We start from the raw sequence: 25,459 nt of genomic DNA, 5'->3' as shown, positions 1-25,459 counted from the left end.
TCCTCGGTGGTGCTGCCGCGACCACAACGGCAAGACTACCCCATCGGTTCATTCCGTGCGCCAGCCCGCGAGCGTGCGGAACGCATCCGCGAGAACCTCCTTGGAGAGCGGCTGCACGAAATTGCGCAGATAGGGCGCGGTCTCCCAGGACACGGAGACGATGCCGTCCACCACCGCGCCAGTCTCCACCCCGAAATCCTCCAGCGCGCGCGGCAGGCCGAGGCGGGTGTAGAAGGCCAGCATATCGGACATGAAGTCGGCGTCGCGCCCCTCCGCCAGCAACTGCACCAGAAGCCCGAGGGCCACCTGCTCACCATGCAGCGCCCGCGCCACCTCCGGCACGGTCGAGAAGCCGCGGGTGAGCGAATGGGCGATGGAGAGGCCCCCACTCTCGAAGGCGAGGCCAGAGAGGAGGATGGTCGCCTCCACGACGCGCTCCACCGCCTCGTCTGCGGTCTTGCGGGTCACGGCGGTCACCGCCGCCTCCCCGTCGGCGCGGATGGCGCGGTAGCACGCATCGGCGATGGTGACCGCGAGCGTGGTGGGGCGGCCCTTGAAGAAATTCAGCCCGCCGGCGGCGGCGCACTGCTCCACCTCGAACTTCTTGGACAGGGCATCGCCGATGCCCGCCACGAAGAAGCGCGCGGGCGCCCGGACGATGACGGACGTATCCACCAGCACCACGTCGGGATTGGCATCCATCAGCCGTACTTCGCTCAGCACGTGGTCGGCCGTGTAGACCACCACGAGGCGCGAGGTGGGGCTGTCGTTGGAGGCGATGGTGGGCACGATGACGAGCGGCGCCTTGAGAGCGATGCGCACGCCCTTGGCGGTGTCGATGGCCTTTCCGCCGCCGACGCCGATCACCACGTCAGCGCCCGCCGTCCGCGCGGCCGCGGCGAGCGTGTCGATCTCCGCCGCTGTGCATTCCCCGCCGAAAGTGGCGAAGGTGACGGCCTCGGCCTCCGCCAGTTCGGCCTTCAGGCGCGGGCCGAGGAGGTCCATGACGATGGCATCGGCCACCACGAAGGGGCGTTCCCCATGGAGGCGCACCAGCGCACCCAATTCGCCAAGCGCCTCCGGGCCCTGGATGTAGCGGGCCGGAGACCCGAACGCGCGCACGCTCATGCGTCACCCCAGTGGAAATCGCGCTTGCCGCCATCCATGCAGATCAAGGCGCCGTTGATGAAGGCCGCCTGCGTGGAGCACAGGAAGGCGACAAGCGCGCCAACCTCCTCCGGCTGGCAGAAGCGGCCGACGGGATTCTGTCCGGTGATCACCGCCCGCTTCTCCGGCGAGAAGGTGGCGATGAAATCGGTGGCCACATAGCCGGGGGCGATGGCGTTCACCGTGATGCCGTCCGCCCCAACTTCCTTCGCCACCGTGCGGGTGAAGCCGAGAACGCCGGCCTTGGCCGCCGAGTAGTTGGCGACGCCCGGCCGCCCGCCGCCGGTGACGTTCATGGACGAGGTATTGACGATACGCCCGAAGCCATGGGCCCGCATCAGCGGAATGGCGTGCTTGCTGCACAGGAACGTGCTGCGCAGGTGGCTGGAGACGATGATGTCGAAATCCTCGATCTCCATCTCCGCGACCCGCCGCCCGAGATGACGCCCGCCGGCGCCCGCATTGTTCACGAGAATGTCGAGCCGCCCGAAGGCGTCCGCCGCCGCAGCCACCACCCCGGCCGCGCCCGCCTCGTCGGCCACATCCCCCGGCGCTGCCGCGGCCTCGTGCCCGGCCTGCCGCAAGTCCTCGGCGCAGTGGGCGGCGGCCTCCGCATCGATGTCGTTGATAACGATGCGCGCGCCCTCGGCGGCGAGCCCCAGCGCTTCCGCCCGGCCGATGCCGCGTGCCGCGCCGGTGACAAGGGCGACCCGCCCCTTCAATCCCAGATCCATCTTGGTCTCCGATCAGCCCTTCACCGCGCCCGCGCCGAGGCCCTGAATGAAGTATTGGCTCAGCAGGGCAAAGGCGCCGAACAGCGGCAGGGCGATGAGGGTGGAGCCGGCCATGATCTCGCCCCAGCGCAGGTCGAACGAGCCGACCATGGAGGCGAGCCCCACCGGCACGGTCTTGTTGGCATCGGAGCCGATCATGATGAGCGCGTAGGTGTAGTCCGTCCACGACAGGAGGAAGGAGAAGATGGCGACCGTGATGAGCCCCGGCAGCGACAGCGGCAGCACCACGCGCAGGAAGGCGCCGAGCCGCGTGCAGCCATCCACCATGGCCGCCTCCTCCAGCTCGAACGGCATGCTCTTGAAGAAGCCCCACAGGAACCACACGCCGAGCGGCAACGTGAGGGTGAGGTGGGAAACGATGACGCTCGTCAGCGTGTCGCCGAGCCCGAGCTTGGCGAAGATGGAGAACATGGGAATGGCGATGAGCAGCGGCGGGAACATGTAGGCGTAGAGCATCGCCCCCACGATGATCCCCTTGCCCCGGATGCGGTGGCGCGTGACCGCATAGGCGATCATGATGGAGAACACCATGGTCACCGCCACCGTAACGGCGGCGACGATGAGCGAGTTCAGGAACTGCGAGGGATAATCCGTCAGCTCCAGAAGGTTTGTGTAGTATTCCCAGGTGAACGGGCCCGGCAGCAGGGACGTGGAATTGATGAGCGCCTGCGGCGCGCGGGTGGAGGACACCACCATCCAGTAGATGGGGAATGCGGAATAGACCGCGATCAGAATGGCGGCGCCATAGAGCGCCACGCGGCCGGCGAGGGAGCGGGGGGAGCGAGACATCGCGGCATCACTCCGTGTCGAGCGGGAACAGGCGGAAATAGATGAACACCACCAGCGAGAGGATGGCGAAGGAAATGGTCGCCACCGCCGCGCCGCCGCCGATGTCGAACTGCCCGAAGGCCTGGCGATAGGAGAGGATGGCGAGATGCTCCGTGGCGCCCACCGGGCCGCCCTGGGTGAGCAGCCAGATGACGTCGAACTTGTTGAACATCCACACGGCGCGCAAGAGCACGATCACGGTGAGGATGGGCTTCAGCATGGGCAGAGTGATGTGGAAGAAGCGCTGCACGGCATTCGTGCCGTCCACCTTCGCCGCCTCGTAGAGGGACGACGGCACGGTCTGCAGCGCGGCGAGGAAGGTGGTGGTGACGAAAGGTGTCCACATCCACACGCTCACCAGGATCACCGAAGCCATGGCCGCGCCCGGGCTCTCGAACCACTGCACCTGCGGCAGGCCGAGAGCGGACATCATGGTGGTGAGCACGCCGATGGAGCCGTCCACCATCCACTTGAAGGTCAGCACCACCACCACGGTCGGCAGCAGGTAGGGCAGGATGGAGAGGCCGCGCACGATGTTGCGGCCCGGAAACACTTGGTTCAGCACCAACGCGAAGCCGATCCCCAGCACCACCTGAAAGACGATGGTGCCGAGCGAATAGATGAAGCCGTTGATGAGCGCGCGCCAGAACACCCATTGCGAGAGCATGCGCGTGTAGTTGTCGAGCCCTGCCCACTTCGGAGCGCCGACGAAGGAATCCATCTGGTAGAAGCTCAGCGACACCGCATAGACCACCGGCGCCACGATGAGCAGCGCGGTCACGGCGAGGCCCAGGATGAGGAAGGAATAGATGGTCGCTTTGGAACTCACCTGCGGCGCCTCGCTGAGCGGCTTGTGACCCTTCAGGGTCGAGACGGAAACGCCCGGCCCCAGGGCCGGAGCGGGGGAATGGCCGGCAGGCCACGATCAGGGCAACGCCTGCCGGCCTTGCGTCTTCGGACGAAATCCTCAGGACGCAATCGTGTGGCGATGACCGCTCACGAAGCGATGACCTGCCGCATGCGGTCGGCAGCCGTCTTCACGCACTCGGCCGAGGACATGCCCTTCAGCACCTTGTTCTGCAGCATCTCCGGGAACACGAAGGCCTCGAAGATCTTGCCCGGCTTCAGGCTCGGCGAGGGCCCCTGCGTGTCGATGGAGGTGAGGATCATGTTCTTGTCGGTGAGGAACGACTTCATCATCTCCACCGCCGCATTGTGCTTCTCGATGAGCGGATGGGCCCGCCAGCGCGCATCGTCATAGACATCGAGGCGCGGCGGCTGGAAGTGCAGCGGGGCGGTGTGAAGGAAGTTGATATACTGATTCTCCGTGAACCATTTCATGAACTTCATGGCCTCGTCGGACTGGGGCGTCTTCAGCACCACCCATCCGTCATAGCCATGGTTCACCGCCTGATGCTTCCCGGCCGAATCCATGTACGGCATGATCCCGTACTTGTCGGCGAGGGCGGGATTGTTGCGCTCCAGCACCTCGATGATGCGGCCCGCATAGGCGGTGTGCGCCACCTTGCCCGAAGTGAAATTCGACAGCACCTCGCCAAAGCTCGCCTGGCTGGTGCCGGACGGCATGGTCTTGTAAAGCTCGCCGAAGAAATCGAGATAGCGGCTCGCGCGCGGCGCCATGTCCGCATTGTCGAAGATGATGTTCCACTTGTCGTCGAACAGCTGCACGCCTTCCGCCCACATGAAGCCGGGGGAGAGCCAGTTGGTGGCGCCGTTCGAGCCGATGGGGAACAGGGAGCCGGCCGTGCCGTCGCCATTCAGCGCCTGGCTGTTTTTCAGAAAGCCGTCCCAGGTCTTCGGCACCTCAAGCTTGTTCTTCTCGTAGAGATCCTTGCGATAATAGATCCAGGCGAGGTTGTAGTCGTATGGATACCAATAAACCTTCCCGTCCACCGGAAACAGGATGTTCGGCCCCCACTTGTACTTGTCCGTCAGCTCGTTGAGCGGCATCAGCTGCCCCTCGGAGGCGAGGATCAGCACATGGCCGATGAAGGCGAAGGTGGCAATGTCGTAGGGCGTGCCGCCGCGCAGCGAGGTGGTCACCTTGGTGAAGATGCCGTCCAGCGGCACGGAATCCACCACCACCTTGGTGCCGAACTGCTTCTCATATTCCGCCGCCGCCACCTTCAGCGCGCGGATGCTGTCGATGGAGGTCTCGGCGTTGAGGAAGCGGATGGTCTTGGTGCCCTGCGCGCGCACCACGGCGGGGGCCGCGAGGCCACCGGCGGCGATGCCGGCGCTCAAGGCTCCGGCGCCCTTCAAAAGGGTCCGGCGTGACAGCCCATCCTTCTTGATCTCGTCCATGGCGTTCTCCCGATCGTCTTGTTCTGCGTTCTTGTTTTCACTCGGCAAATTCAGGCGGCGGGGCGCCGCCCCACATCCGTGTCGGCGCGGTTGATCCGCGCTCCGGTTTCCTTGGAGAAGACATGCAGCCGGCCGGGCCGGAACTGGATGGGAAGGGTGGTGCCGCTGCGCACGGCGTCCGTGCGGTCCAGCATTACCCGCAGGCGCACACCCGCGACCTCGCCGATGCACAAAGTCTGCGCACCGAGCTGCTCGATCACCGCCACCTGAAAAGCGTGCGCGCCCGGCGCCTCGCCGACGCCGATATGCTCGGGCCGCACGCCCAGCACCAACGGCGTCCCCTCCGCCGCGGCGACGCCCGGCGGCAGCTCGATGGAGAGGCCGCCGGCCTTGAGCGCGCCGCGCTCCAGATGGCCCTCGATGAGGTTCATCTCGGGCGAGCCGATGAAGCCCGCTACGAACAGATTGGCCGGCCGGTCGTACACCTCCAGCGGCGCGCCCACCTGCTGCACATGGCCATCGCGCATGATGAGAATGCGGTTGGCGAGCGTCATCGCCTCCACCTGATCGTGGGTGACGTAGACCATGGAGGTTCCGACCTCCTGGTGCAGGCGGGCGATCTCCTCGCGCATGCGCACGCGCAGCTTGGCGTCGAGGTTGGAGAGCGGTTCGTCCAGCAGGAACACGTCCGGGTCGCGCACCAGAGCGCGGCCCAGCGCCACGCGCTGCATCTGGCCGCCGGAGAGCTGCTTGGGCTTGCGCTCCAGATAGGGGTCGAGGCCCAGCATGGCGGAGGCGGATTTCACCCGGCGGTCGATCTCCGCCCGGTCCATCTTGCGCATGCGCAGGCCGAAGGCGAGGTTCTCGTAGATGGTCTTGTGCGGGTAGAGCGCGTAGTTCTGGAACACCATGGCGATGTTCCGGTCCTTGGGTTCGAGGCGCGTCACGTCGCGCCCGCCGATCTCGATGGTGCCGGTGGTGATCTCTTCCAGCCCCGCGATCATGCGGAGCGTCGTGGACTTGCCGCAGCCGGATGGGCCGAGGAAGACCACGAACTCGCCGTCGCGGATGGCGAGGTCCACCCCGTGCACGGCCACCTGCGCACCGTAGGCCTTGCGGACCTGATTGAGCCTGACTTCAGCCATGGGTGACCTCATCCCGACGCGCCGTGGCGCCGGATGCCGCGTCCGCGACGAAGGCGTGGATGCGATGGTTGATGGGGGCGAGCGCCGCCTGTATCTCGCCATAGAGCCCGTGGCCCCGCGCATAGAGCGCGGCCCGTTCGGGATCTGGCGTGGCGGTGGAAACGATGGCGACGCGGCGCGCCGCATCCGCTTCGTCGCGATAGGCCCCGACGCCGACGCCGGCCAGCAGCGCCGCGCCGAAGGAGGCTTCCGCCACCGCCGGCAGTTCCACCTTCACATCCAGCACATCGGCCACGATCTGCCGCCACAGCGCGCTCTTCGCCCCGCCGCCGGTGAGGCGGGCGGTGGAGAAGTCCAGCCCCTTGGCGCGCAGGGCGACGAGGCAATCCTTCAGCGAATAGGCGATGCCCTCATAGAGCGCCCGCACGAAATGGCCCGGCCCGTGGTTGAAGCCGATGCCCACGAAATCGGCGCGCAGCAGCGGATCCCAATGGGGGCTGCGCTCGCCGTTGAGATAGGGATGGAAGAACAGGCCTTCCGCCCCCGGACGCACGGCGGTGGCAAGGCGATCCATCTCGCTGAACACGGCGCCCCCTTCTTCGCCCGCACGCTTGAAGAAGGTATCGCGCAGCCATTTGTGGGCCGAGGCGCAGGAATTGGTGGCCGCGATCACATACCAGTGGTCGGGCATGATGTGGGGATAATTGATGACCGTGAAATCCGGCCGGGGATGGCGGGAGAGCACGCTCACCGTCGCGGCGGTGGCGAGCTTCACCACGCCGAGCCCCTCCCCTGTCATGCCAGCGCCATAGGTCTCGGCCGCCGTGTCGGACGTGCCGCACACCACCGGCGTGCCCTCGGCGAGCCCCGTCTGCCGCGCAGCCTCGGCCGTCACGGTGCCCACCACCGTCTTCGGCGCAACGATGGGCGGCAGCGTCTCCAGCGGCCAGCCGATCATGGCGCACAATTCGGGCGACCAGCCGCCGGTGGAGGCATCGGCCATCAGGGTGCCGACGGCATCGATGGTGTCGGTCTCCCAGGTGCCGGTGAGGCGGGAGCGCAGCCAGTCCTTGGCCACGTAGAGCCGGCGCACGCGGGCGAAGGCTTGCGGCTCGTGCCGGCGCAGCCACAGCATCTGCGGCAGGGTCCAGGTGGGATTGGCACGGTTGGCGCCAATCTCCAGGATGCGCGCGTCCCACTGCCGGCGCAGGTCCGCCGTCTCGGGGCCGGAGCGCTGGTCGTTCCAGAGGATGGCGGGGCGGATCACCGCGCCGTCCTTGTCCTCCAGCACCTGCGTATGGGCACCGGCGGAGAAGGAAACGGCGAGCACATCGCCCGGCGACGCGCCGGCGGCGGCGAGGGCGCGGGGCACGGTCTCGCACACCGCACGCCACCAGTCATGCGGGCCCTGCTCGCTCCAACCGGGATAGGGGGCCGAGGTGGCGATGGGCGCGGACGCCTCGCCAGCCAGCGTGCCGTCGAGGCGGATCACGCTGGTCTTCAGCGCCCCCGCGCCGAGATCGATACCGATGAGGAGATCAGCCGCCACGGCGCACGTCCACCGCTCCGGCGGCCGGGCGCAGGCCCAGCTTGCCGGGATTCATGAGGTTGCCCGGATCCAGCGTGTCCTTGATGGCCTGCAGGATATCGAGGCCGACGCCCAGTTCCCGCGCCAGCCACGGGTTGCGGAACACGCCGACGCCGTGATGGTGGGCGATGGAGCCGCCGTGGTCCAGCGTCAGCGACTGGATGGCTTCCCACAGCCGCGCATGGAGCGGCAGCGCCTCTTGCTCCGGCATGGGCGGCAGGCGGATGGTCATGTACTGGCAGGCGCCCTCTGGATAGATGTGCGACCAGTGCGCGCCGAAATGGATGTCCGGATAGATGGCCCGCACGGCAGCTTCCATCGCGGCATACATGCCGGGGATCGCCGACCAGTTGCCGGTCACCTCGATGGTGTCGTTGTAATAGCCTGCCGCCTGCCATTTCTGCGAATAGGCGACGTAGCGGTTTTCCTTCCAGTGGTGGTACGGCCCCTCGGGCGCCACCACCGCGCCCTGCGCCTTGGCGATGGCGAGGCTCATCTCCTCCTCGGTGCTCACCATCGGCTCGGAGCCGGAGAAGACGAAGATGCCGAGAATGGGGTTGGCCGCGAACGCTTCCAGCCCCTGCGTGCGCTCCGCGCTTTCCGCCGCATCGTAGAGGCGGGCAATGGTCGGACGCAGCTCGGCCTGCATGATCTGGCGGGCGGTCTCCCACGCGGCTTCGAGCGAGGGGAAGGCCAGCACCACGCCGCGCTCCACCTCGGGCTTCTTCCAGATGCGCAGCGTGATCTCGGTGATGATGCCGAAGCCACCTTCGCCGCCCACCATCAGGTCGCGGATGGAGGGCCCGACCGAGCGACGGGCGAGCGGGCGCACCTCCAGCAGGCGGCCATCCGGCAGCACCGCCTTGAGGCCGAGCACGATGTCCTCGATTTTCCCGTAACGGCTGGAGGCCTGCCCGCCGCCCCGGCAGGCGACCCAGCCGCCCACGGTGGAAATCTCGATGGATTGCGGAAGGTGGCCGCAGGTGAAGCCCTCGGCATTGAGCGCCGCCTCGAACTCGGCGCCGTTCATGCCGGCTTCGACCGTCACCATGGCGTTCTGCGGATCGACCGAGACGATCTTGTCCAGCCGGCGCAGGTCCACCATCACCTCATGGGCGAGCGGAATGGCGCCGCCGAGCACGCCGGAGCCGTTGCCGAAGGGGATGAGCTGGATGCCGTTCTGCCGGGCGTGGCGGACGATGGCGGCCACCTCATTCGCCGAGCCGGGCCGCACCGCGAGGCGCGGCATCACGCCGGCGAGCTTGCCGGTGCGGGCGCGGAAATTCGCGAAGGGCAGGCGGTCATGAGCATAGGCGCGCCGGTCTTCGTCGCCGGTCAGCACGTTGTCGCGGCCGACCAGCGCGGCGAGGGCCTCCACCAGCCCCGAATCGGCGCCCGGCGCGTGGGAACCTTCAGCTTCGGCGATATTGGATTGGGCGGCAGCTGGACCGGTCATGGGCACCTCTTTGGACGAGAGGCACGGCGATGCGATCCCTTGCGGGCTCCCATGCTGGCGTCCTCCCATCGTCGTTTTCGATCTTGAACAATCGTTTGTTCAAAGCTGTCAGACAAAGCCGGGGGCGTCAAGCGGTGATATTCAGTGAGGCGCCGGGCCGGTGGAGCCGCGCACCACGAGGGCGCCGGGCGGCAGCGGCGCCACCGGCGCCGGGTCTTCCCCGCCGAGGGCGCGGATGAGGAGGCCGGCGGCGACGCGGCCCATCTCCTCCGTCGGCATGGCGACACTGGTCAGGGCGGGATAGAGCATGGCCGCGAACGGCGCGTCGTGCAGGCCGATGACCGAGATGTCCTCGGGGATGCGCAAGCCCGCCTCGTGGAGCGTCGCCATGGCGCCGGCGGCCGAGACGAGGGTGGCCGCCAGCACCGCGGTGGGGTGTTGCGGCAGCAGCGCCCGCATGGCCTGAGTGCCGCCTTCGGCGGTGTAGCCCGCCACGCCCACCAGCGCTTCATCGAAGGCGAGGCCGGCCGCCGCCAGCCCATCGCGATAGCCCTGCAGGCGCTCGCGGGCATTGAAGCCGCCTTCACGGCCGGCGAGGTGGGCGATGCGCCGATGACCGAGGGCGGTGAGATGCTCCACGCCCTTGCGGGCCGCGGCGCGGCTGTCCAGCACCACGGACAGCGGCGCGCCGGGCAGGACGCGGTTCATGAGCACGAAGGGCACGCGCGCGGCGGCGAGATCCGTGCGCAGCACCTCGTCGTCGTCGAGGCTGGCGACGAGCAGGCCGTCCACCCGGTTGGTGCGGGAAATCTTGGCGATGGTGGTCGCCGTCTCGCCGGGCTCGCGGTGGGAGATGAGCAGCGAGTAGCCGCGCTCGGCCGCCGCCAGCTCCGCCCCGCGGATGGCGGAGGCGAAGACCGGGTTGTCGAGCTGGGGCACCACGATTCCGAGCGTGTCGGTGCGCTGGGTGCGAAGCCCGCGGGCCAGCGGATTGGCGAGGTACTGCATCTCCTCGGCGATCTTCAGGATGCGGACGCGCGTTTCTTCCCGCACCCGCTGGCTCGCCTCGCCCCTGAGCACGCGGGAGGCCGTCGACATGTCGACGCCGGCCGCCCGCGCCACATCCGCCAATGTCACCCGCGCCATTCCGCCGGAGCCCCCCCGCCAGATCTCCCGTGTCCACCATCCTCCAGGCACGGGCGTCTTTGCAAGGCGGACAGGCGGCGTCAGTGGCCCAGCGACCAGCGCCGCTCGATGGGCGTGGGCTGCTTCTTGCGGGTGGCGCACAGCGAGCACCCGCAGCCGGCGAGGTGCTCGCGCTTGACGACCTTGGGCTCGGCGGAGGTCTTCTCCGAGCGGTCGATGGCCCGCCGCAGCTTGCCGTTCATGGTGCTGAGGCGGGGCATCGCCATCTCGCGCGGGGCCTCGCCGCTGCAATTGGGGCAGCAGGCCGGCTGTTCCGCCGCGCTCATGGAACCCCAGTCGTCAAAGGGGCCGCAGGCCTCGCAGGCATAGGTGTAGAGGGGCATCGTGGTCTCCCGGGGAGAAACGGGCGGCCCGCGGGCCGCCCGGATGAAAGGTCAGGGGTTGAGCCAGCCCTGCAGCAGCGAAAGGCCGGGCACCCAGCCGGTGAGAATGCCGATGAGCACGGTGAAGGCGCCGGTGAACTTCAGGATCGGCTGCTTCATCGTCAGCAGCACGAAGTAGCAGAACCAGAGCAGGCCCCAGCCCACCCAGTTCCATCCCATCCAGAGGCCGATGGGGCTATCCGCCCCCCGCAGCGACTGGATCGCCACCGGCGCCACGGTGATGGCCACGAACAGGCTGAACCAGCCCAGCCCCCGTCCATCCACCTTCGTCACCCGGTTGTACGCCACCCAGAAATAGGTGGCGGTGAACAGGAGCGTCAGCGCGGCGCCCTTGATGGAGGCCGCATCCGCTGCCGGGTTGAAGGCCCAGAACAGCGAGATGGCGAGCGTCACCACGCCCGACACCACGTTCACGACGATGATCTCGCGGTCCTCGATCTTGCCCAGAAGCCAGAGGCCATTGAGCACCAGCACCGCGCCCACATAGAGCAGGCCAAGTCCAAGCAGCATGATGGATCTCCTCAGCCCCGGCCGGTCGCTCGGCCGGGGCGCCAGGGGTTACGGAGATGGTGCCTGGACCTCAGCTCGCGCGGGCCACATCGACGCCCGAGACCTGCCGGGTGGGGCCAGTGGAGTTCGGGTTGATGTCGAATTCGAAGATCTTGGTGGGGATGGCCACCGTCGCGCACACGTTGGGAATGTCCACGATGCCGGCGATGCGTCCCTCCACCGGCGCGGTGCCGAGGATGGTGTAGGCCTGCTCGCCCGAGTAGCCGAACTTCTTCAGATATTCGATGGCGTTGAGGCAGGCGCGGCGATAGGCGACGTGGGCGTCGAGATAGTATTGCTCGCCGGTGTGCTCATCCACCGAGATGCCCTCGAAGATGAGGTAGTCGTCGAAGTGCGGGTCGATGGGGCTCGGCTTGAAGATGGGGTTGATGACCCCGTACTTCGCCATGCCGCCCTTGATGAGGCCGACGCCGATGTCGATCCACCCGGCCATCTCGATGGCGCCGCAGAAGGTGATCTCGCCGTCGCCCTGGGAGAAGTGGATGTCGCCCATGGAGAGGCCGCCGCCCTTCACATAGACCGGGAAATAGCAGCGCGAGCCGCGCGACAGGTTCTTGATGTCGCAATTGCCGCCGTGCTCGCGGGGCGGCACCGTCCGCCAGCCTTCCGCCGCCGCCTTGTCGCGGGCGGCGCCGGTCATCTGCCCCATCAGGGCCGTGTCGGCATAGGGCAGCGCGGCAAGCGGCGGCACGCGCTGCGGGTTGGTGGCGACGAGGGCGGCCTCGCGGCGGTTCGCCTCGGCCATCAGCTTGTGGTCGGGCAGGCAGCCGATCAGGCCGGGGTGGATGAGGCCGGGATAGCGCACCCTCGGCACGTGGCGGGAGGTGGTGTAGATGCCGTGGAAGTCCCAGCAGGACTTCACCGCCTCGGGATAGTGCTCGGTGAGGAAGCCGCCGCCGTTCTGCTTGTCGAACAGGCCGTTGAAGCCCCACTCGGAGCCCTCGATGGGGCCGATGTCGAGGATGTCCACCACCATCAGGTCGCCCGGCTCGGCGCCTTCAACGCCGAACGGTCCGCTGAGATAATGGACCTTGGTCAGGTCCACGTCGCGCACGTCGTTGGCGCTGTCGTTGTTGCCGATCTGCCCGCCGGTCCAGTCGTAGCACTCGACCCGGAACTCGTCGCCGGGCTTGAACATCTCGACCATGGGCAGGTCCGGATGCCAGCGATTGTGCGTCTTGATGGTCTGCTGCTCGGGCTTCTTGCTGAGATCGATCTTGAAGACGGTCTTTGCCATGGCTTCCTCCTTGGAGGGTGCCGCGGCCTTCGCGCCGCTCTGCGGGCAGCCTTGAAGCCGCCACGCCCGCACCCTGCCCGGAGGCTAGGAAGCCCATGTAAGCGGCTTTCGGCGTTTGCCGGGCGCCCCATGTAAATTTTTGTAAGCGGCGGCGGCTCTTCCGCCCATCGCGCGCAAGCCGCGTTATGATCCGGAGGCGAAGCAGAAGCTCAGCGCGAGGGTGCACGGCGGGATGATGAACGAGGCTGCGCGCAGTCCGAGAATCCTGATGGTGGACGACGACCGCCGGATGTGCGGCTTCGTCACCAAATTCCTGGCGCGGGAGGGCTTCTGCGCCGATTTCGCGCTGGACGGCAGCGCCATGCGCGACGCGCTCGCGGCGACGCGCTTTGATCTCATCATCCTCGACCTCACCTTTCCCCGCGGCGAGGACGGACTCTCCCTCGCCCGCGCCGTACGCGCCGGCTGGGACATGCCGCTGCTCGTGCTCTCGGCCAAGTGCGAGACAGTGGACAAGATCGTGTGCCTGGAACTCGGGGCCGACGATTACGTCACCAAGCCTTTCGAGCCGCGCGAATTGCTCGCCCGCGTGCGGGCGCTGCTGCGGCGCGCCAACGGCACCATCCGCGCCACCCCCGCATCGGTCACCCCCTCCCCTGCCCCGGCCTCGCCGGCGGGCCATCACCTGGTGTTCGGCGTCTTCCGGCTGGACCTCGACCGCCGCGAGCTGACGCGGCTGGACGGCACCCGCGTGGCGCTGACCAGCCACGAATTCCGCCTGCTGGCCGCCCTTGCCGAGCGGCCCGGCCGCGTGCTCACTCGCGATCAGATGCTGGACCTCGTGGCCAATCGGCAATGGGCACCGTTCGACCGCAGCATCGACGTGCTGGTCGGCAAGCTCCGGCGCAAGCTGGAGGACGGCGGTGGCGGGCAGATCATCAAGACCGTACGCGGGGAAGGCTATGTCTTCACCCCGCCCGCGCCGCACTGAAGGTTCTCAAGCGCCGCGCGTGGCCGCCGGCAGCAGCAGCGTGACGCGGGTGCCGGCACCAGGTTCGCTCTCGATGATCAGGTTCCCGCCGGACTGCCGCGCGAAGCCGTAGACCGTCGCGAGGCCGAGGCCGCTGCCGCTCTCCGTCGGCTTGGTGGAGAAGAAGGGATGGAACGCCCGCTCCACCACGTCCGGCGCCATGCCGCAGCCGTCATCCTCCACCACCAGCGCCACATAGGCACCGGCCGGCATGTCCTCCAAAAGCTCGGGCGCGCCCGGGGCGAGTTCGCGCAGTTCGGCACCGAGGTGGATGACGCCTTGCCCTTCGAGGGCGTCGCGGGCGTTGAGCAGGAGGTTGAGGAGGCTCGCCTCCAACTGGCGCACATCGACGACGGCGGCGCACGGCTGCGGCGCGGCCTCCCGATGAAGCGCGATGCCGGAGCCAACCACCGCCCTCGCCTGGTGGACCACCAGATCGAGCACAGGGGCGATGTCCACGAGGCGCGGCAGCAGCGGCTGCGCCCGCCCCACAGCGAGCAACTGGCGGCTGGCGGCGATGCCTTCCTCCACCGCGCCGAGCGCATCCGCCACGAGTTCCCGCATCACCGCGCGATCGCCCGGCGGCTCGCGCAGCACCTCCTCCTGCAGCAGCTTGAGATTGCCGCCGACCACGGCGAGAAGGTTGTTGAAGTCGTGCGCAATGCCCGCCGAAAGCCGCCCGATGGCCTCCAGCCTCCGGCTGCGGCGCAGCAATTCCTCCGCCTGCGCCCGCTCGTGGGCTAGCGCATGGCGATCGAAACAGCGGCCGAGGGTGGCGAGAAGATCATCGGGATCGAACGGCTTGCAGACATAGTCATAGGCCCCCGCCTGCAACGCCCGGATCGCGGTGGGGACGGAGGCATAGGCGGTCACCATCACCACCAGCAGGTCCGGCCGGATGCGGCCGAGTTCCGTGGCGAGGGCCACGCCATCCTCGCGGCCGAGGCGGATGTCCACAAGGGCGACGCCCGGCGCCTCCGTCGCCATGGCCTCCACCCGCGCCTTCGCGCCGGCGCCGTCATGGGCGACGGCGATCACATATCCCTCCATCTCCAGCAGCGCGGCGAGGCTGCCGGCGAAGTCCTGGTCGTCGTCCACGATCAGGACGCGTCGCTCCGCCCTACGAGGCATCCGCATGCTCCCGTGCGGCGGGAAGAGTGATGTCCACGCGCGTGCCCGCGCCCGGCTGCGAGGCGATGGAAACGCTGCCGCCGTGGCGCTCGGTGATGCGCTTGACCAGCGCGAGGCCCAGGCCGAGGCCGAACGGCTTGGTGCTGAACAGCGGCTCGAACAGGCGCCGGCGCACCTCCTCGCTCATGCCCACGCCATTGTCGGTGACGGTGAGGCGCACCTGCTCGCCCTCCGCCGCCGTGGCGATGGCGACGCGGCCGGGCGGTGCCCCGGCGGGCCGTTCCAGCACGGCCTGCATGGCGTTCTGCACCAGATTGGCGAGCACCTGCCGCAGCCGCTCGCCATCGGCCTCGATGATGCGATCGCAATCAAGGTCCAGCACCAGTTCCACGCCGGACAGGGCGCGCAGGTCAGATGCCTGCTCGGCAATCCAGGCATCGAGCGCCAGCGGCACCATGCTGACGTCGGGCCGGCGGGAGAATTCGAGCAGGTCCTCGATGATGCGCACGCAGCGCCGCACGTTGCGCTGGATGCGGTCCAGCTCTGCCCGCTCCCGCTCGCCGGAGAGGGTGCCCGCCCGCTGCAGCACCGCGACGGAGGTCGTGAGCGTTCCCAGGGGATTGCGCAGTTCGTGGCTCACCGTTGCCGTCAATTGGCCGATGGCGGCGAGGCGCTCGCTGCGCGTCAGCTCCTCCCGCGTCTCGTTCAGCTTCTCCAGCGAGCCGACGAGATTGCGCTCGGCGAGTTCCCGGCTCTCGTTGGACAGGACGATCCACCACGCGCTGATGGCGAGCAGCGGCAGCATGGCGAGGAACACCCGCAGCAGCAGCCCGCCATTGTCCAGATGGGGCGTCTCCGCCCCCGGATCGATCAGCCGGTAGGTGAGCAGGAACAGCGCCGCGGTCACCACAGTGAGGGCGACGAGGACGCCGCCGACCTTGAGGAGGCGCTGGGGCATGTGCGGCGCGATGCGGCGTCGGAACCCCTCGCCGAAATAGCGTGACCTAGAGCTTTCGAGGTCCTGGTGGGATTTCTTGCAGGCGTCGTGGCAGTGGGCGTCGAGGCTGCAGCAGAGCGAGCAGATGGGCCGCTCGTAGAAGCTGCAATAGGCCATGTCGTCCCGCTCGTAGCCGTGATCGCAGATCTCGCAGCGCAGGACCGGACCGGTCCCCTGCGCTAGCGAGCCATCGACGGGCGGACGGGCGAGATAATAGCGCCCGCGCGTTCCGAAGCCGATGGCGACGGCGGCGAGGAAGGCGATGAGGAAGGAGAGCGGCGCCGCATAGGCCTGAACGGCCGGGCCGAAGACCCCGGTGAAGGCGAGGAGGGAGACGAGCGAGCCCGCCGCCATGCCGCCGCAGCCGACGGGATTGAAATCGTGCAGGTGCGCGCGCTTGAACTCGATGAAGCCGGGGCTCACCTTGAGCGGCTTCAGTATCAGGAGGTCGGCGATGATGGCGCCGACCCACGCCATGGCGATGTTGGAATAGACCGCCAGCACCACGTCCAACGTCTCGAAGATGCCGAGCAGCATCAACAGCAGCGAGATGAGGATGTTGAACACCAGCCACACCACCCGGCCGGGATGATAGTGGGTGACGCGGGAGAAGAAGTTCGACCACGCCAACGAGCCGGCATAGGCGTTGGTCACGTTGATCTTCACCTGCGACACCAGCACGAACAGCGTGGCGCAGAACAGGGCCAGCGCCGGATTGTCGAAGACGTGCTGGTAGGCGACGAGATACATGTAGATGGGTTCAAGCGCCGCCGGACGGGGCAGCCCGGCGCCGAGCACCAGCACCGCGAGAAGCCCGCCGGCGAGGATTTTCAACCCGCCGATGACGATCCAGCCCGGCCCCGCCATCACCACCGCACCCCACCAGGCGAGGCGGTTCGCGGCCTTCTTCTCGGGCAGGAAGCGCAGATAGTCCGCCTGCTCGCCGATCTGCACCACCAGCGAGCACATGACGCTGACCGCCGCGCCAAAGGCCAGCGCATCGAACCCGGCCGAGCCGGTGTCGCGGCCGGCAAAGCGGGACCACGTGGCGATCTCGTCCGGCGCCTTCAGCCAGATCATGACGAAGGGCAGCACCATCATCGCGAGCCAGAGCGGCTGCGTCACCATCTGCAGCCGCGAGATCATGGTGATGCCCATGAGCGTGACGGGGATGATGACGAGGGACGACAGGATGTAGCCGAGCACGAGCGGCAGATCGAAGTAGAGCTTCAGCGCCTGGGCCATGATGGCGCCTTCCAGGGCGAAGAAAATGAAGGTGAAGCTCGCATAGATCAGCGACGTGATCGTCGAGCCGATATAGCCGAACCCCGCCCCGCGGGTGAGCAGATCGAGATCGATTCCGTATTTGCTGGAGTAATAGGCGATGGGCAGGCTGGTGACGAAGATGAACACCGACACCACGAGGATCGCGAGGCCTGCGTTGGTAAAACCGTAGTTCAGGGTGATCGAGCCGCCGATGGTCTCCAGCGCCAGGAAGGAGATGCCGCCGAGCGCCGTGTTGGCAATGACGAAGGGCGACCAGCGCCGGAAGGACCGCGCCGTGTAGCGCAGCGAATAGTCCTCCAGCGTCTCGTTGGCGATCCAGGAATGATAGGACCGCAAAGCGGGCAGTTCGGGCGTTTTCAACGCGTTTTCACCTTGTTATTGCCCCCAAGGCTAGAGGTTCGCTACCGGGGAGGCCAGCCCGCCGCGGCGAAATTCCGCCCGGCCGCGCCGGGCACCGGCCTCGCCATCCCCCGCGGTATCGGTTATGGCGTTGGAACGCGGGGGCGACCGGCATGGGCCTCATCCCGAATTGCGCCCGAATCCGCCCGTAGGGCCGGCCGCCCGGAATCTGGTGCGCCCAGAATCGGGTCCGCCGAAACCTGAGCCGCCCGCGCGGGACCGCAAGCGGAACTCAACCGTTCGATCGATGGCCGGAAGAGGCGCCCTGGAATGCTGTTTGGTCAACTGAACGCGGATATCTTCACCATCTTCTCGGGCTCGAACCGCGCCATCTACGAGATCATGGTCGATCGCATCTATCGCGCGTTCTTCCGGTCCGATCTCAATTTTCCGGCCCAGTCGGACATCCTCGCCCTCATCTACGAGCAGCTCCGCGAGAACCCCGCCCTCTGGCGCGACGACGAGGAGCCGGTGGTGCTCGACCAGGTGGTCGGCCGCCGCGGCCGCCTGCGCCGGCGCGGGCTGGATGCGGCCCATGCCGAGGCCACCAGCGACGCCATGGGGCGGGCGCGCCACATCTACCACCGGCTGATCGCCACCGGCTGGCTGGAGGAGACGCGTTACGGCCTCAAGGTCACGCTGGACATGCCGGCGGCGGCCCTGCGGCTCGCGGAGTTCCTCTGTACGCTGCGCGAAGGCGTGTCCGACCAGCTCGGCGGCCTCGTGGTGCAGGTCAAGAACGGGCTCGACGCCCTGGAGGCCGACGCCCGCGAGAATGCCCTCGGGCTCCACAAGGCCGCGCGCGATTCCGCATCGTTCGGCCGCTACCTGCGCTCCGTGCTTTCCGCGCTGCGCGAGATCGACCGGCAGATCCTGACAAGCGACAGCGTGGGGGAACGCCTGCGCTTCTATTTCGAGGATTTCGTCGAGCGGATCCTCCTGCAGGACTATACCGCCATCAACACCACTGCCCACCCCTACCGCTACCGCCACCGGATTCTGGCGCGGCTGGACGCGGTGGAGGAATCGGCGGGCGACGTCGGCGTCGTCGCACAGGCCTATCTCGATGCCCACCTTGCCGCCGATCAAGCCGGCGCGCGCGACATGGTGTTCGACGATCTCGCCACCATCCGCCGGGTGTTCGAGCGCATCGACGATGTGTTCGACCGCATCCAGCAGCATCGCGGGCGGCTGGAGACGCGCCTGCGCAACACGGTGCGCTACGCCGGGCGCCGCACGGGCGGGTTTCTCGCCCGCAGTGAGGCCCTTTTGCTGCGGCTCGACGCGTTGCGCGCGCGGGAGCCGGAGGCCCTCACCGTGGCCGGACCGCTGGAGCCCATGTCGCGGCCGCTCTCCCCGCTCCTGCTCGCCCGGCCCCGGGCGGCCCGCGCGCCGGTGGTCGGCGGCGCCATCGCGCTGCCGCCGCCCGACCCGCTGCGCGAATTGAGGAAGAGGCTCGAGCGGGACTATCTCGACCGGCTGACGGTCTTGCCGGAAGAGGTCAGCCGCTTCCTGGAGCGCCGCGTGCCGCCCTTCGGCGAGGCGGCGGCGGACGGGTTCCCGATCGAGACCGTGGACGACTTCCTCGCCTTCGAGGCGCTGCGCCTGCTGGTCCTCGCCGCCGAGGCCCCGGCCGGCACGGCGCTCGGCGCGCATCTCGCGCGCAGCTTCAGCTTCCGGCCGCTGGAGGGGCTGCGGGTGGACAATGCGTGGCTGGAATGCTCCGGATTCCTCGCCGTCCGCACCGACGATGCCATCACCCTGGAGGCGGACCGTGCTCGCTGAATTCTCGGCCCTGGAAAGCCGCGACCCGCGCCTTCTCGAACGCGCGCAGCGGGTGATCCGCCATCTGTTGCGCCAGCAATTCCTCCACCTGGAGGACCGCGGCGGCGCCGCGCTCATGGAAAGCCTGCTGCGGCCCGATCTGGAAAAGCTGGTGGCGGACTATTTCGAGGTCGCAGGCTATCGCCTCGTCGTGCGGGAATCGGAAGGCTGGGCCGGCATCCTGCCGGACATCGAGCAGGCCGGGCAGCCCCGGCTCCGGATCGACGACACGCTGGTCCTGCTCATCCTGCGCCGGCTGTGGGAGGAAGGCATCCAGGAGGGGGATATCGAGCGGCACGGCAGCGTGCTGGCGACGCTCAACGAGGCCTATGACGCCTACCAGGACACGTTGGCGCGTGCCCGCCGGCCCGCTTTGTCGGCCGGCGACTTCAAGGCCATCCTGGAGGGTCTCGCGCGCAAGGCCGTCGTCCGGTTCGACGAATATGACGACGAATTGCAGGACTATCGCCTCACCATCCGCGCCCTCATCGCCACCGTTGCGGGCGACGATGTGGTGGAGCGGCTGGAACAGCTCGTGGCGCGGCCGGAATTTGCCGAGGCCGAACCCGAGGACGAGGACGACGAACAGCAGGGCGAGACCTCCGAATGATGCAGCTCAGCCGAATCTCGCTGGTGCAGTGGCACCTGTTCGGGCGGGAAGACCTCGACCTGTCCGGCGACACGGCCGTGCTCGGCAAGAACCGCTCCGGCAAATCCACCCTCATCGATCTCATCCAGACGGTCATGACGGGCGGTTCGGCCCGCTATTACAGGTTCAACCGCTCCGCCGGCGAGAGCGGCAGCCGCGGTTCGGAGCGCACCTTGCGCGGCTATTGCCTGGGCCAGCTCGGCGATGGTGAAACGCTGCGCGACGCCGCGGTGACGCACGTCGCGCTGCTGTTCGAGGACCCCGACGGCGTGCGGCCGCCGGTCAGCATCGGCCTGTGCGTGGAGGCCTCCTCGCAGGAGGAGGCGCAGGTGATCGGGCGCTACGTGGCGCCGGGTGTGCGTATCCATACCGACATGCTGGTGGAGCCGCTGGACGACGGGCCGGCGGGCGCGGCCGGACAGATCCGTGCAGCCTCATGGACCACCACGCGCCGCCGCCTCGAAGAGGCCTGCAGCGCCGCCGGCAGCGAGCTTGCGCGGCCCGACACCGCGCGCCACTTCATCCGCGACTACATGCGGCACCTGTTCACCGGGCGGCGTCACACCGACCCGGAGCGCTTCGTGCGCGCCTTCGTCATGGCGCTCTCGTTCGAGGACATGCGGTCCGTCGGCCAGTTCGTCCACCAGTTCCTGCTGGAGAAGAAGGACATCGACATCGGCGAGCTGCGCGACTCCATCGGCCGCTACCAGGACATCCGGAAGGACATCCGCGACCTGGAGCGCCGGCTGGAGGCGCTCAACGAGATCAAGCTGCTGGTGGACCGCTTCGAAGAGCTTCTGGAGCGCGAGGACGTGGCCCGTGGCACCGCCCTCCTCGCCTCCGCCGTCGAGGCCGGCGCCGGCCTGCTGGCCGGGCTGCGCCGCCAGCGGAAGATCGCGCACGCCCGCGCCGACGCCGACCGCGAGATCGCGCGCCACGATGAGGAAATCGCCGCGCTGGAAGCGGACATCGAGAGCCTCCAGTCCCAGCTCGCGGCCCAGGATGCGGCGAGCCAGCGCTCGGTGGTCCACAGCGAGCTGAAGGTTCTCGAACAGGAGCGCACGCTCGTTCTCGGCCGCCTGCGGGCGCGCTTCCTCACCACGGCGCGGGGCGTGAGCCTCATCGACCACGCCGAGCGGCTGGCATCCCTCAAGCTGGGGGAGTTGATGCGCACGCTGGAGGCGATGGCCGCCCAGAGCGCGGGGCTGGAGCCGCCGGCCTGGCCGCGCGACCCCTCGGCCATGGACGCATTGATCGACGCCGCCCGCCCGCAGGCCGCCGCCGCGCTGGCCAAGGTCATCGAGCGCCGGGACGCGGCCATCGGCGAGCGCCGCAAGCTCGAGGCGGAGGCGCAGGAGCAGGCGCGCAGGCTGGAGCACGCCCGCACCGGCCGTGTCCGCCTGGAGGAGCCGACCGCCCATCTCATGGCCGCGCTGGAACGGGAGGGCATGCGCCCGCGCGCCCTGTGCCAGGTCGCCGAGGTGCTGGACGAGGGCTGGCGCGAGGCCGCCGAAGCCTTCTTCGGGCGCGACCGCGAAACCATCATCGTCGATGCCGGGCACGCCGCGCGGGCGGTGGAGATCCTGCGCGCCGGGCGGGACCTGTACCGCGGCTGCCGCGTTGCCAACACGCGCCGGCTCGCCACGCTTTCGCGCGAGGCAGCCCCCGGCACCCTCGCCGGCGTGCTCGCCAGCGACGACCCGCTGGCCATGGCCTTCATCGTCTTCCGCGCCGGGCAGGTGGAACTGGCGGAGAGCCAGCCCGCCCTCCTCGCCGGCGGCCGCGCCATCATGCGCGACGGCGCCTACAACAACGGCATCGTCGTCGAGGTGCTGCGCACGCGCGACATGAAGATCGGCCGGGCGGCGGTGCCGCTGATGGAGCAGGGCCTGCGCCGCCAGATCGACGAGCTGAACGCCCTCGTCGCCACCCACCGCGGCATCGAGCGCTTCCACGAGGACATCGCCAAGCGCCTTGAAGGGCTGGCTCAGCCGGTGGATGCCGCCGATCGGCTTGATCGCCTCGCCATCGACATCGCCGAGCGGGACGATCGACGCGCGCAGCTCCAGCTTCGGCTGGATCGCATCTCCGCCATGATCGATCCGGCGCTGCTGTCGGCGCTCGAAGGCCTCAAGGCGCGGCGGCAGGCCCTGGCCCGCGACAAGCAGGAACTGGTGGAGCGGCGCGGCGGGCTGGCGCGCGATGCGGCCGAGGCCCTGCGTACCCTCGGCGGCGGACACGAACTGGTCGGCTCCCGCGCCTGCCTACGGCATCGCTGGACCGCGTTCCGCGGCCGGGTGCGCAATCGCGCCCAGCTCGCCTTGCTGCGACCGACCTATGCCGCGCGCGGGTCCATGCCGCTTGCCGCCTTCGTGCGAGAGCTGGAGCAGCGTGCCAACCAGGCGCGGGAGGACTACCGCGCCTGCGAGAGCGACATCCGCCAGGCCCACGGCCGCTATCGCCTGCTCGACGAGGGCGCGCCCGTGGTGCAGCCGAGCCAGGTCATCACTGTCATCAAGCCGTGGGTGACCTCGGGCATCGAGGCGCTGGAGAACAACGAGCTGATCCAGTATCGCCGGCAGGCGGAGGAGGCCGCGCGGCAGGTGGTGCGCATCTTCCGCACCGCCTTCGTCCACGAGCTGAACGCGCGCTTCAACACGCTGCGGACCGAGGTGGACCTGCTGAACCGCGCGCTGCGCACGCGCCCGCTGCACAACGAGATCTATTCGCTGCACTTCCGCCCGAAGGAGGCGTTCGACGCCCTCTATCGCCTCGCCCGCGAGAGCGAGGAGAACGAAACGCTGCTCGATCTGCTGTTCGATCCCTCATCGGGCGGCGGCGCGCATGCCGATGCCCTCGCCGAGGTGGAGCGGCTGCTCGGCGACCCCTCGCTCGATTTTTCCGCCTATCAGGACTACCGCACCTATTTCGACTTCGACCTGAGGATGCAGGACATCACCAGCGGCCGGCAGACCAGCTACGATCGCCGGCGCGGTGTCGCCAGCGGGGCCGAGCGGCAGGTGCCTTACTACGTCATCATCGGCGCGGCACTGGCGAGCATCTACCACGGCACCCGCCAGCAGTATGACCGGCCCGACCTCGGCCTCGGCCTCGCCGTGTTCGACGAGGCCTTCAGCAAGATGGACGGGCCGAACCAGCGCACGCTGCTGGATTTCTACGCCCATATCGGATTGCAGGTGGTGATCGCGGCGCCGTCCGAAAAGCGGTCCATCGTCTACGAGAATCTGGACAGCATCGTCGACGTGTTCCGCCACGCCAACACGGTCACGGCTGAGACGGCGCGCATCAAGCCCCATGCCCGCGCGAAGATGCGCGCCGCCAACCCGCAGCACCTGAGCGATGCGGACCTGCAGGAGGCGGCGCTGGGCGACCTTCTGGAGCGCGATAGGCGCCCTTCCGCCTAGATCCGCCGGGCGAGGCCGTAGCGGCGCATGCGGCGGTGGATCGTGGTGCGGTCCACCCCGAGGTCGCGGGCGACGGCGGAGATGTTCCAGCTCCGCGCATGCAAAGCTGCGAGGAGCCGGTCACGCGCGGAATCCGCCTCCCCAGACAAGAGGGGCGGCGAACTGGCCGCCGCATCGGGCAGGCCTTCGGCCTCCCGCAGCCGCTCGGGCAAATCTTCCCATTGGATCGTCCCGCCGACGGCGAGGGCGCAGGCGAAATCGAGCGTGTTCATCAGCTCGCGGATGTTGCCGGGCCAACGATGGGCGCGCAGCAGGCCGAGCGCGTCCGGCGACAGGCTGAAGCGCGTCTTCGCCGCCTTGCCCCGCGCCTCCAGCAGACGCTCCACCAGCCAGTGGAAATCGGCGCGGCGGCGCAGCGGCGGCAGGGTGAGGACGGCGCCGCTGAGGCGGAAATAAAGGTCTTCGCGGAAGCGCCCGGCATTCACCTCCGCAAGCAGATCGCGGTGGGTCGCGGCGATGACGCGGATGTTCACCGGCACCGGACGCGTGCGGCCGAGCGGCGTCACCTCCCGCTCCGCCAGCACGCGCAGGAGCCGGGTCTGGAGCGTCAGCGGCATGTCGCCGATCTCGTCGAGGAAGAGCGTGCCGCCGTCCGCCTCCAGCACCAGCCCCTTGCGGCCCCGCGCCACCGCGCCGGTAAAGGCGCCGGCCTCGTAGCCGAACAGCTCACCCTCGATCAGCGTCTCGGGAAGCGCCGCGCAATTCACCGCCACAAAGGGCCGCGCGGAGCGCGCGCCGGCGGCATGAATGGCCTTGGCGAGGAATTCCTTGCCGGTGCCCGTCTCGCCGCAGACGATGAGGTTCATCTGCGTGTTCACCAGCCGCGCCGCGCGGGCCGCCACCGCCGCCATGGCCGGATCGCCGCCATGAAGGCCGGCGAGCGGCGCGGGCAGGCTGGGCGCCGCGGCGGCCTCGGACCGCGGGGAGACGCGGGCCGGCAGCTGGCAATGGGCGAACATGGGCGTGCCCGTGCCGGCGAGGCGCACCATGCGTTGCGCCACCGGGCTCGCCGGGCCGAGGCGCGGCAGGTCGTCGAGGATGATCTCGATGAAGTCGCCGAGGCGGCGCCCCACCAGCGGCCGCGCGGCATCGACGGGCGGACGGGCCTCCAGCTCACGCCGCAGCAGCGCGCGGGCCTTGCTGTTGAAGCCGACGATCCGCCCGGAGCTGTCCACCGCCATCACATAGGGCGGGTCCACGTCGGCGAACTCCGGAGAGGGCGCGAGGCGCAGGATGAACTCGCCCCGGAAGCGGTTGAGGAGGTTCGCCGTCTCGATCTTGTGGGCGACCGACTTCACCAGCTGGAGCGCGAGCAGCTGGCTCTCCTTCGGCTGGGGCGAGCGCAGGGCCGAGATGTCGAGCACCGCGGCGAGCGCCCCGGAGGGATCGAACACCGGCGCCGCCGTGCAGGTGAGCGGGATGTGCGTCGCGTCGAAATGATCGGTCTGGTGGACCGTCAGAGCCTCGCCGGTGGCGATGCAGGTGCCGACCGCGCAGGTGCCCGCGCTCGGCTCCTTCCAGTCGGCGCCGAGATAGAGGCCGGCGCGCATGAGGGTGGAATCGAAGGTGGGATCGCCGATGAAATCCACGGTGATGCCCTTGGCGTCTGTGAGCAGCAGCACGTAGCCGAGGCCCGCCACGTCGCGATACAGAGTCTCCACACCGAAGCGCGCGGTGTGGGTGAATTCATCCATGGCGTCCTGATGTTCGCGCAGCTGTGTCGACGGCAGGATCAACGGCTCGCGCAACACCACCGGATCAAGATTGTGCTCGCTGACGCAGCGCTGCCAGGACGTCATGATGACCGGATCGCGCGTGCCGCGTGACGGCACGGGCAAGCCGCTCGCCGCGCGCACAAGCTCGTCGATATGCGCGACCTGCTCCTGTCGCATGACGATCCTCCCAGATCGCTTTTTATTGAATGAGAGTGTTGCCCCGAAATGAAGCGCCGGCAAGCC

The 25,459-nt window shown here is 68.6% G+C and carries 19 protein-coding genes; 4 read left to right on the top strand and 15 right to left on the bottom strand.

Features of this window, described 5'->3' with window-relative positions:
* Positions 1-48 precede the first annotated feature (48 nt).
* The 12 genes from ACT535_RS12115 to fmdA all read right to left on the bottom strand — a co-directional run bounded on the left by ACT535_RS12115 (position 49) and on the right by fmdA (position 12,699).
* Positions 49-1,128: a glycerol dehydrogenase gene (locus ACT535_RS12115; protein ID WP_476364541.1), complete on the bottom strand. Its 1,080-nt coding sequence runs from the start codon at positions 1,126-1,128 to the stop codon at positions 49-51.
* Complete coding sequence (locus tag ACT535_RS12110) at positions 1,125-1,901, bottom strand: SDR family NAD(P)-dependent oxidoreductase (RefSeq protein ID WP_476364540.1); 777 nt, start codon at positions 1,899-1,901, stop codon at positions 1,125-1,127. Before ACT535_RS12110 ends, ACT535_RS12115 begins: the two co-directional genes overlap by 4 nt.
* A gap of 12 nt (positions 1,902-1,913) precedes the next feature.
* Positions 1,914-2,750 (bottom strand): carbohydrate ABC transporter permease, encoded by an 837-nt coding sequence (locus ACT535_RS12105; protein ID WP_168461652.1) that lies wholly within the window; start codon positions 2,748-2,750, stop codon positions 1,914-1,916.
* A gap of 7 nt (positions 2,751-2,757) precedes the next feature.
* Positions 2,758-3,618, bottom strand: coding sequence for a carbohydrate ABC transporter permease (locus ACT535_RS12100; protein WP_168461657.1), 861 nt, complete (start codon positions 3,616-3,618; stop codon positions 2,758-2,760).
* A 167-nt stretch (positions 3,619-3,785) separates the two neighbouring features.
* On the bottom strand, positions 3,786-5,114 hold the full coding sequence (locus ACT535_RS12095; protein ID WP_476364539.1) for an ABC transporter substrate-binding protein: 1,329 nt from the start codon (positions 5,112-5,114) through the stop codon (positions 3,786-3,788).
* 50 nt (positions 5,115-5,164) lie between these two features.
* The gene (locus tag ACT535_RS12090; protein ID WP_476364538.1) at positions 5,165-6,259 is read right to left on the bottom strand and encodes an ABC transporter ATP-binding protein; all 1,095 of its coding nucleotides are present in this window, start codon (positions 6,257-6,259) and stop codon (positions 5,165-5,167) included.
* Positions 6,252-7,808: a xylulokinase gene (locus ACT535_RS12085; protein WP_476364537.1), complete on the bottom strand. Its 1,557-nt coding sequence runs from the start codon at positions 7,806-7,808 to the stop codon at positions 6,252-6,254. The genes ACT535_RS12090 and ACT535_RS12085 overlap by 8 nt, the downstream gene beginning before the upstream one ends.
* Positions 7,798-9,303, bottom strand: a complete 1,506-nt coding sequence (locus tag ACT535_RS12080; RefSeq protein ID WP_476364536.1) for an FAD-binding oxidoreductase — start codon at positions 9,301-9,303, stop codon at positions 7,798-7,800. The genes ACT535_RS12085 and ACT535_RS12080 overlap by 11 nt, the downstream gene beginning before the upstream one ends.
* Before the next feature lie 141 nt (positions 9,304-9,444).
* Positions 9,445-10,449, bottom strand: a complete 1,005-nt coding sequence (locus ACT535_RS12075) for a LacI family DNA-binding transcriptional regulator (protein WP_476364535.1) — start codon at positions 10,447-10,449, stop codon at positions 9,445-9,447.
* A gap of 80 nt (positions 10,450-10,529) precedes the next feature.
* Positions 10,530-10,832, bottom strand: a complete 303-nt coding sequence (locus ACT535_RS12070) for an FmdB family zinc ribbon protein (protein ID WP_168461669.1) — start codon at positions 10,830-10,832, stop codon at positions 10,530-10,532.
* A 51-nt stretch (positions 10,833-10,883) separates the two neighbouring features.
* The gene (locus tag ACT535_RS12065; protein ID WP_476325055.1) at positions 10,884-11,402 is read right to left on the bottom strand and encodes an AmiS/UreI family transporter; all 519 of its coding nucleotides are present in this window, start codon (positions 11,400-11,402) and stop codon (positions 10,884-10,886) included.
* 70 nt (positions 11,403-11,472) lie between these two features.
* Positions 11,473-12,699: a formamidase gene (fmdA, locus tag ACT535_RS12060; protein WP_476364534.1), complete on the bottom strand. Its 1,227-nt coding sequence runs from the start codon at positions 12,697-12,699 to the stop codon at positions 11,473-11,475.
* A 268-nt stretch (positions 12,700-12,967) separates the two neighbouring features.
* Here fmdA and ACT535_RS12055 point away from each other — a divergent pair, with 268 nt between their 5' ends.
* The gene (locus ACT535_RS12055) at positions 12,968-13,690 is read left to right on the top strand and encodes a winged helix-turn-helix domain-containing protein (RefSeq protein ID WP_476364533.1); all 723 of its coding nucleotides are present in this window, start codon (positions 12,968-12,970) and stop codon (positions 13,688-13,690) included.
* 6 nt (positions 13,691-13,696) lie between these two features.
* Here ACT535_RS12055 and ACT535_RS12050 read toward each other — a convergent pair whose 3' ends face one another.
* Both ACT535_RS12050 and ACT535_RS12045 read right to left on the bottom strand, forming a co-directional pair.
* Positions 13,697-14,860, bottom strand: coding sequence for a response regulator (locus ACT535_RS12050; RefSeq protein WP_476364532.1), 1,164 nt, complete (start codon positions 14,858-14,860; stop codon positions 13,697-13,699).
* The gene (locus tag ACT535_RS12045) at positions 14,850-17,504 is read right to left on the bottom strand and encodes an ATP-binding protein (protein WP_476364531.1); all 2,655 of its coding nucleotides are present in this window, start codon (positions 17,502-17,504) and stop codon (positions 14,850-14,852) included. Before ACT535_RS12045 ends, ACT535_RS12050 begins: the two co-directional genes overlap by 11 nt.
* A gap of 309 nt (positions 17,505-17,813) precedes the next feature.
* Here ACT535_RS12045 and ACT535_RS12040 point away from each other — a divergent pair, with 309 nt between their 5' ends.
* From ACT535_RS12040 to ACT535_RS12030, 3 genes are read left to right on the top strand one after another with little or no spacing between them, the layout of a single operon-like run.
* Positions 17,814-19,328 carry a Wadjet anti-phage system protein JetA family protein gene (locus ACT535_RS12040; protein WP_476364530.1) on the top strand — a complete coding sequence of 505 codons (1,515 nt, stop codon included), beginning with the start codon at positions 17,814-17,816 and terminating at the stop codon, positions 19,326-19,328.
* Positions 19,318-19,977: a DUF4194 domain-containing protein gene (locus ACT535_RS12035; RefSeq protein WP_476364529.1), complete on the top strand. Its 660-nt coding sequence runs from the start codon at positions 19,318-19,320 to the stop codon at positions 19,975-19,977. Before ACT535_RS12040 ends, ACT535_RS12035 begins: the two co-directional genes overlap by 11 nt.
* Complete coding sequence (locus ACT535_RS12030; protein WP_476364528.1) at positions 19,974-23,441, top strand: SbcC/MukB-like Walker B domain-containing protein; 3,468 nt, start codon at positions 19,974-19,976, stop codon at positions 23,439-23,441. The genes ACT535_RS12035 and ACT535_RS12030 overlap by 4 nt, the downstream gene beginning before the upstream one ends.
* Here ACT535_RS12030 and ACT535_RS12025 read toward each other — a convergent pair.
* Positions 23,438-25,393: a sigma-54-dependent Fis family transcriptional regulator gene (locus ACT535_RS12025; RefSeq protein WP_476364527.1), complete on the bottom strand. Its 1,956-nt coding sequence runs from the start codon at positions 25,391-25,393 to the stop codon at positions 23,438-23,440. The genes ACT535_RS12030 and ACT535_RS12025 overlap by 4 nt on opposite strands.
* Positions 25,394-25,459 lie beyond the last annotated feature (66 nt).

The sequence above is a fragment of the Xanthobacter sp. DMC12 genome (genome assembly GCF_056314105.1).
This window is presented reverse-complemented; position numbering and strand designations above follow the sequence as displayed.

Coding starts and splice junctions, on each gene's coding strand:
- ACT535_RS12065 (WP_476325055.1), bottom strand. CDS start 11,402: ATGCTGCTTGGACTTGGCCTGCTCTATGTGGGCGCGGTGCTGGTGCTC.
- ACT535_RS12110 (WP_476364540.1), bottom strand. CDS start 1,901: ATGGATCTGGGATTGAAGGGGCGGGTCGCCCTTGTCACCGGCGCGGCA.
- ACT535_RS12040 (WP_476364530.1), top strand. CDS start 17,814: ATGCTGTTTGGTCAACTGAACGCGGATATCTTCACCATCTTCTCGGGC.
- ACT535_RS12105 (WP_168461652.1), bottom strand. CDS start 2,750: ATGTCTCGCTCCCCCCGCTCCCTCGCCGGCCGCGTGGCGCTCTATGGC.
- ACT535_RS12025 (WP_476364527.1), bottom strand. CDS start 25,393: ATGCGACAGGAGCAGGTCGCGCATATCGACGAGCTTGTGCGCGCGGCG.
- fmdA (WP_476364534.1), bottom strand. CDS start 12,699: ATGGCAAAGACCGTCTTCAAGATCGATCTCAGCAAGAAGCCCGAGCAG.
- ACT535_RS12070 (WP_168461669.1), bottom strand. CDS start 10,832: ATGCCCCTCTACACCTATGCCTGCGAGGCCTGCGGCCCCTTTGACGAC.
- ACT535_RS12095 (WP_476364539.1), bottom strand. CDS start 5,114: ATGGACGAGATCAAGAAGGATGGGCTGTCACGCCGGACCCTTTTGAAG.
- ACT535_RS12115 (WP_476364541.1), bottom strand. CDS start 1,128: ATGAGCGTGCGCGCGTTCGGGTCTCCGGCCCGCTACATCCAGGGCCCG.
- ACT535_RS12055 (WP_476364533.1), top strand. CDS start 12,968: ATGGTGGACGACGACCGCCGGATGTGCGGCTTCGTCACCAAATTCCTG.
- ACT535_RS12030 (WP_476364528.1), top strand. CDS start 19,974: ATGATGCAGCTCAGCCGAATCTCGCTGGTGCAGTGGCACCTGTTCGGG.
- ACT535_RS12050 (WP_476364532.1), bottom strand. CDS start 14,860: ATGCCTCGTAGGGCGGAGCGACGCGTCCTGATCGTGGACGACGACCAG.
- ACT535_RS12080 (WP_476364536.1), bottom strand. CDS start 9,303: ATGACCGGTCCAGCTGCCGCCCAATCCAATATCGCCGAAGCTGAAGGT.
- ACT535_RS12090 (WP_476364538.1), bottom strand. CDS start 6,259: ATGGCTGAAGTCAGGCTCAATCAGGTCCGCAAGGCCTACGGTGCGCAG.
- ACT535_RS12075 (WP_476364535.1), bottom strand. CDS start 10,449: ATGGCGCGGGTGACATTGGCGGATGTGGCGCGGGCGGCCGGCGTCGAC.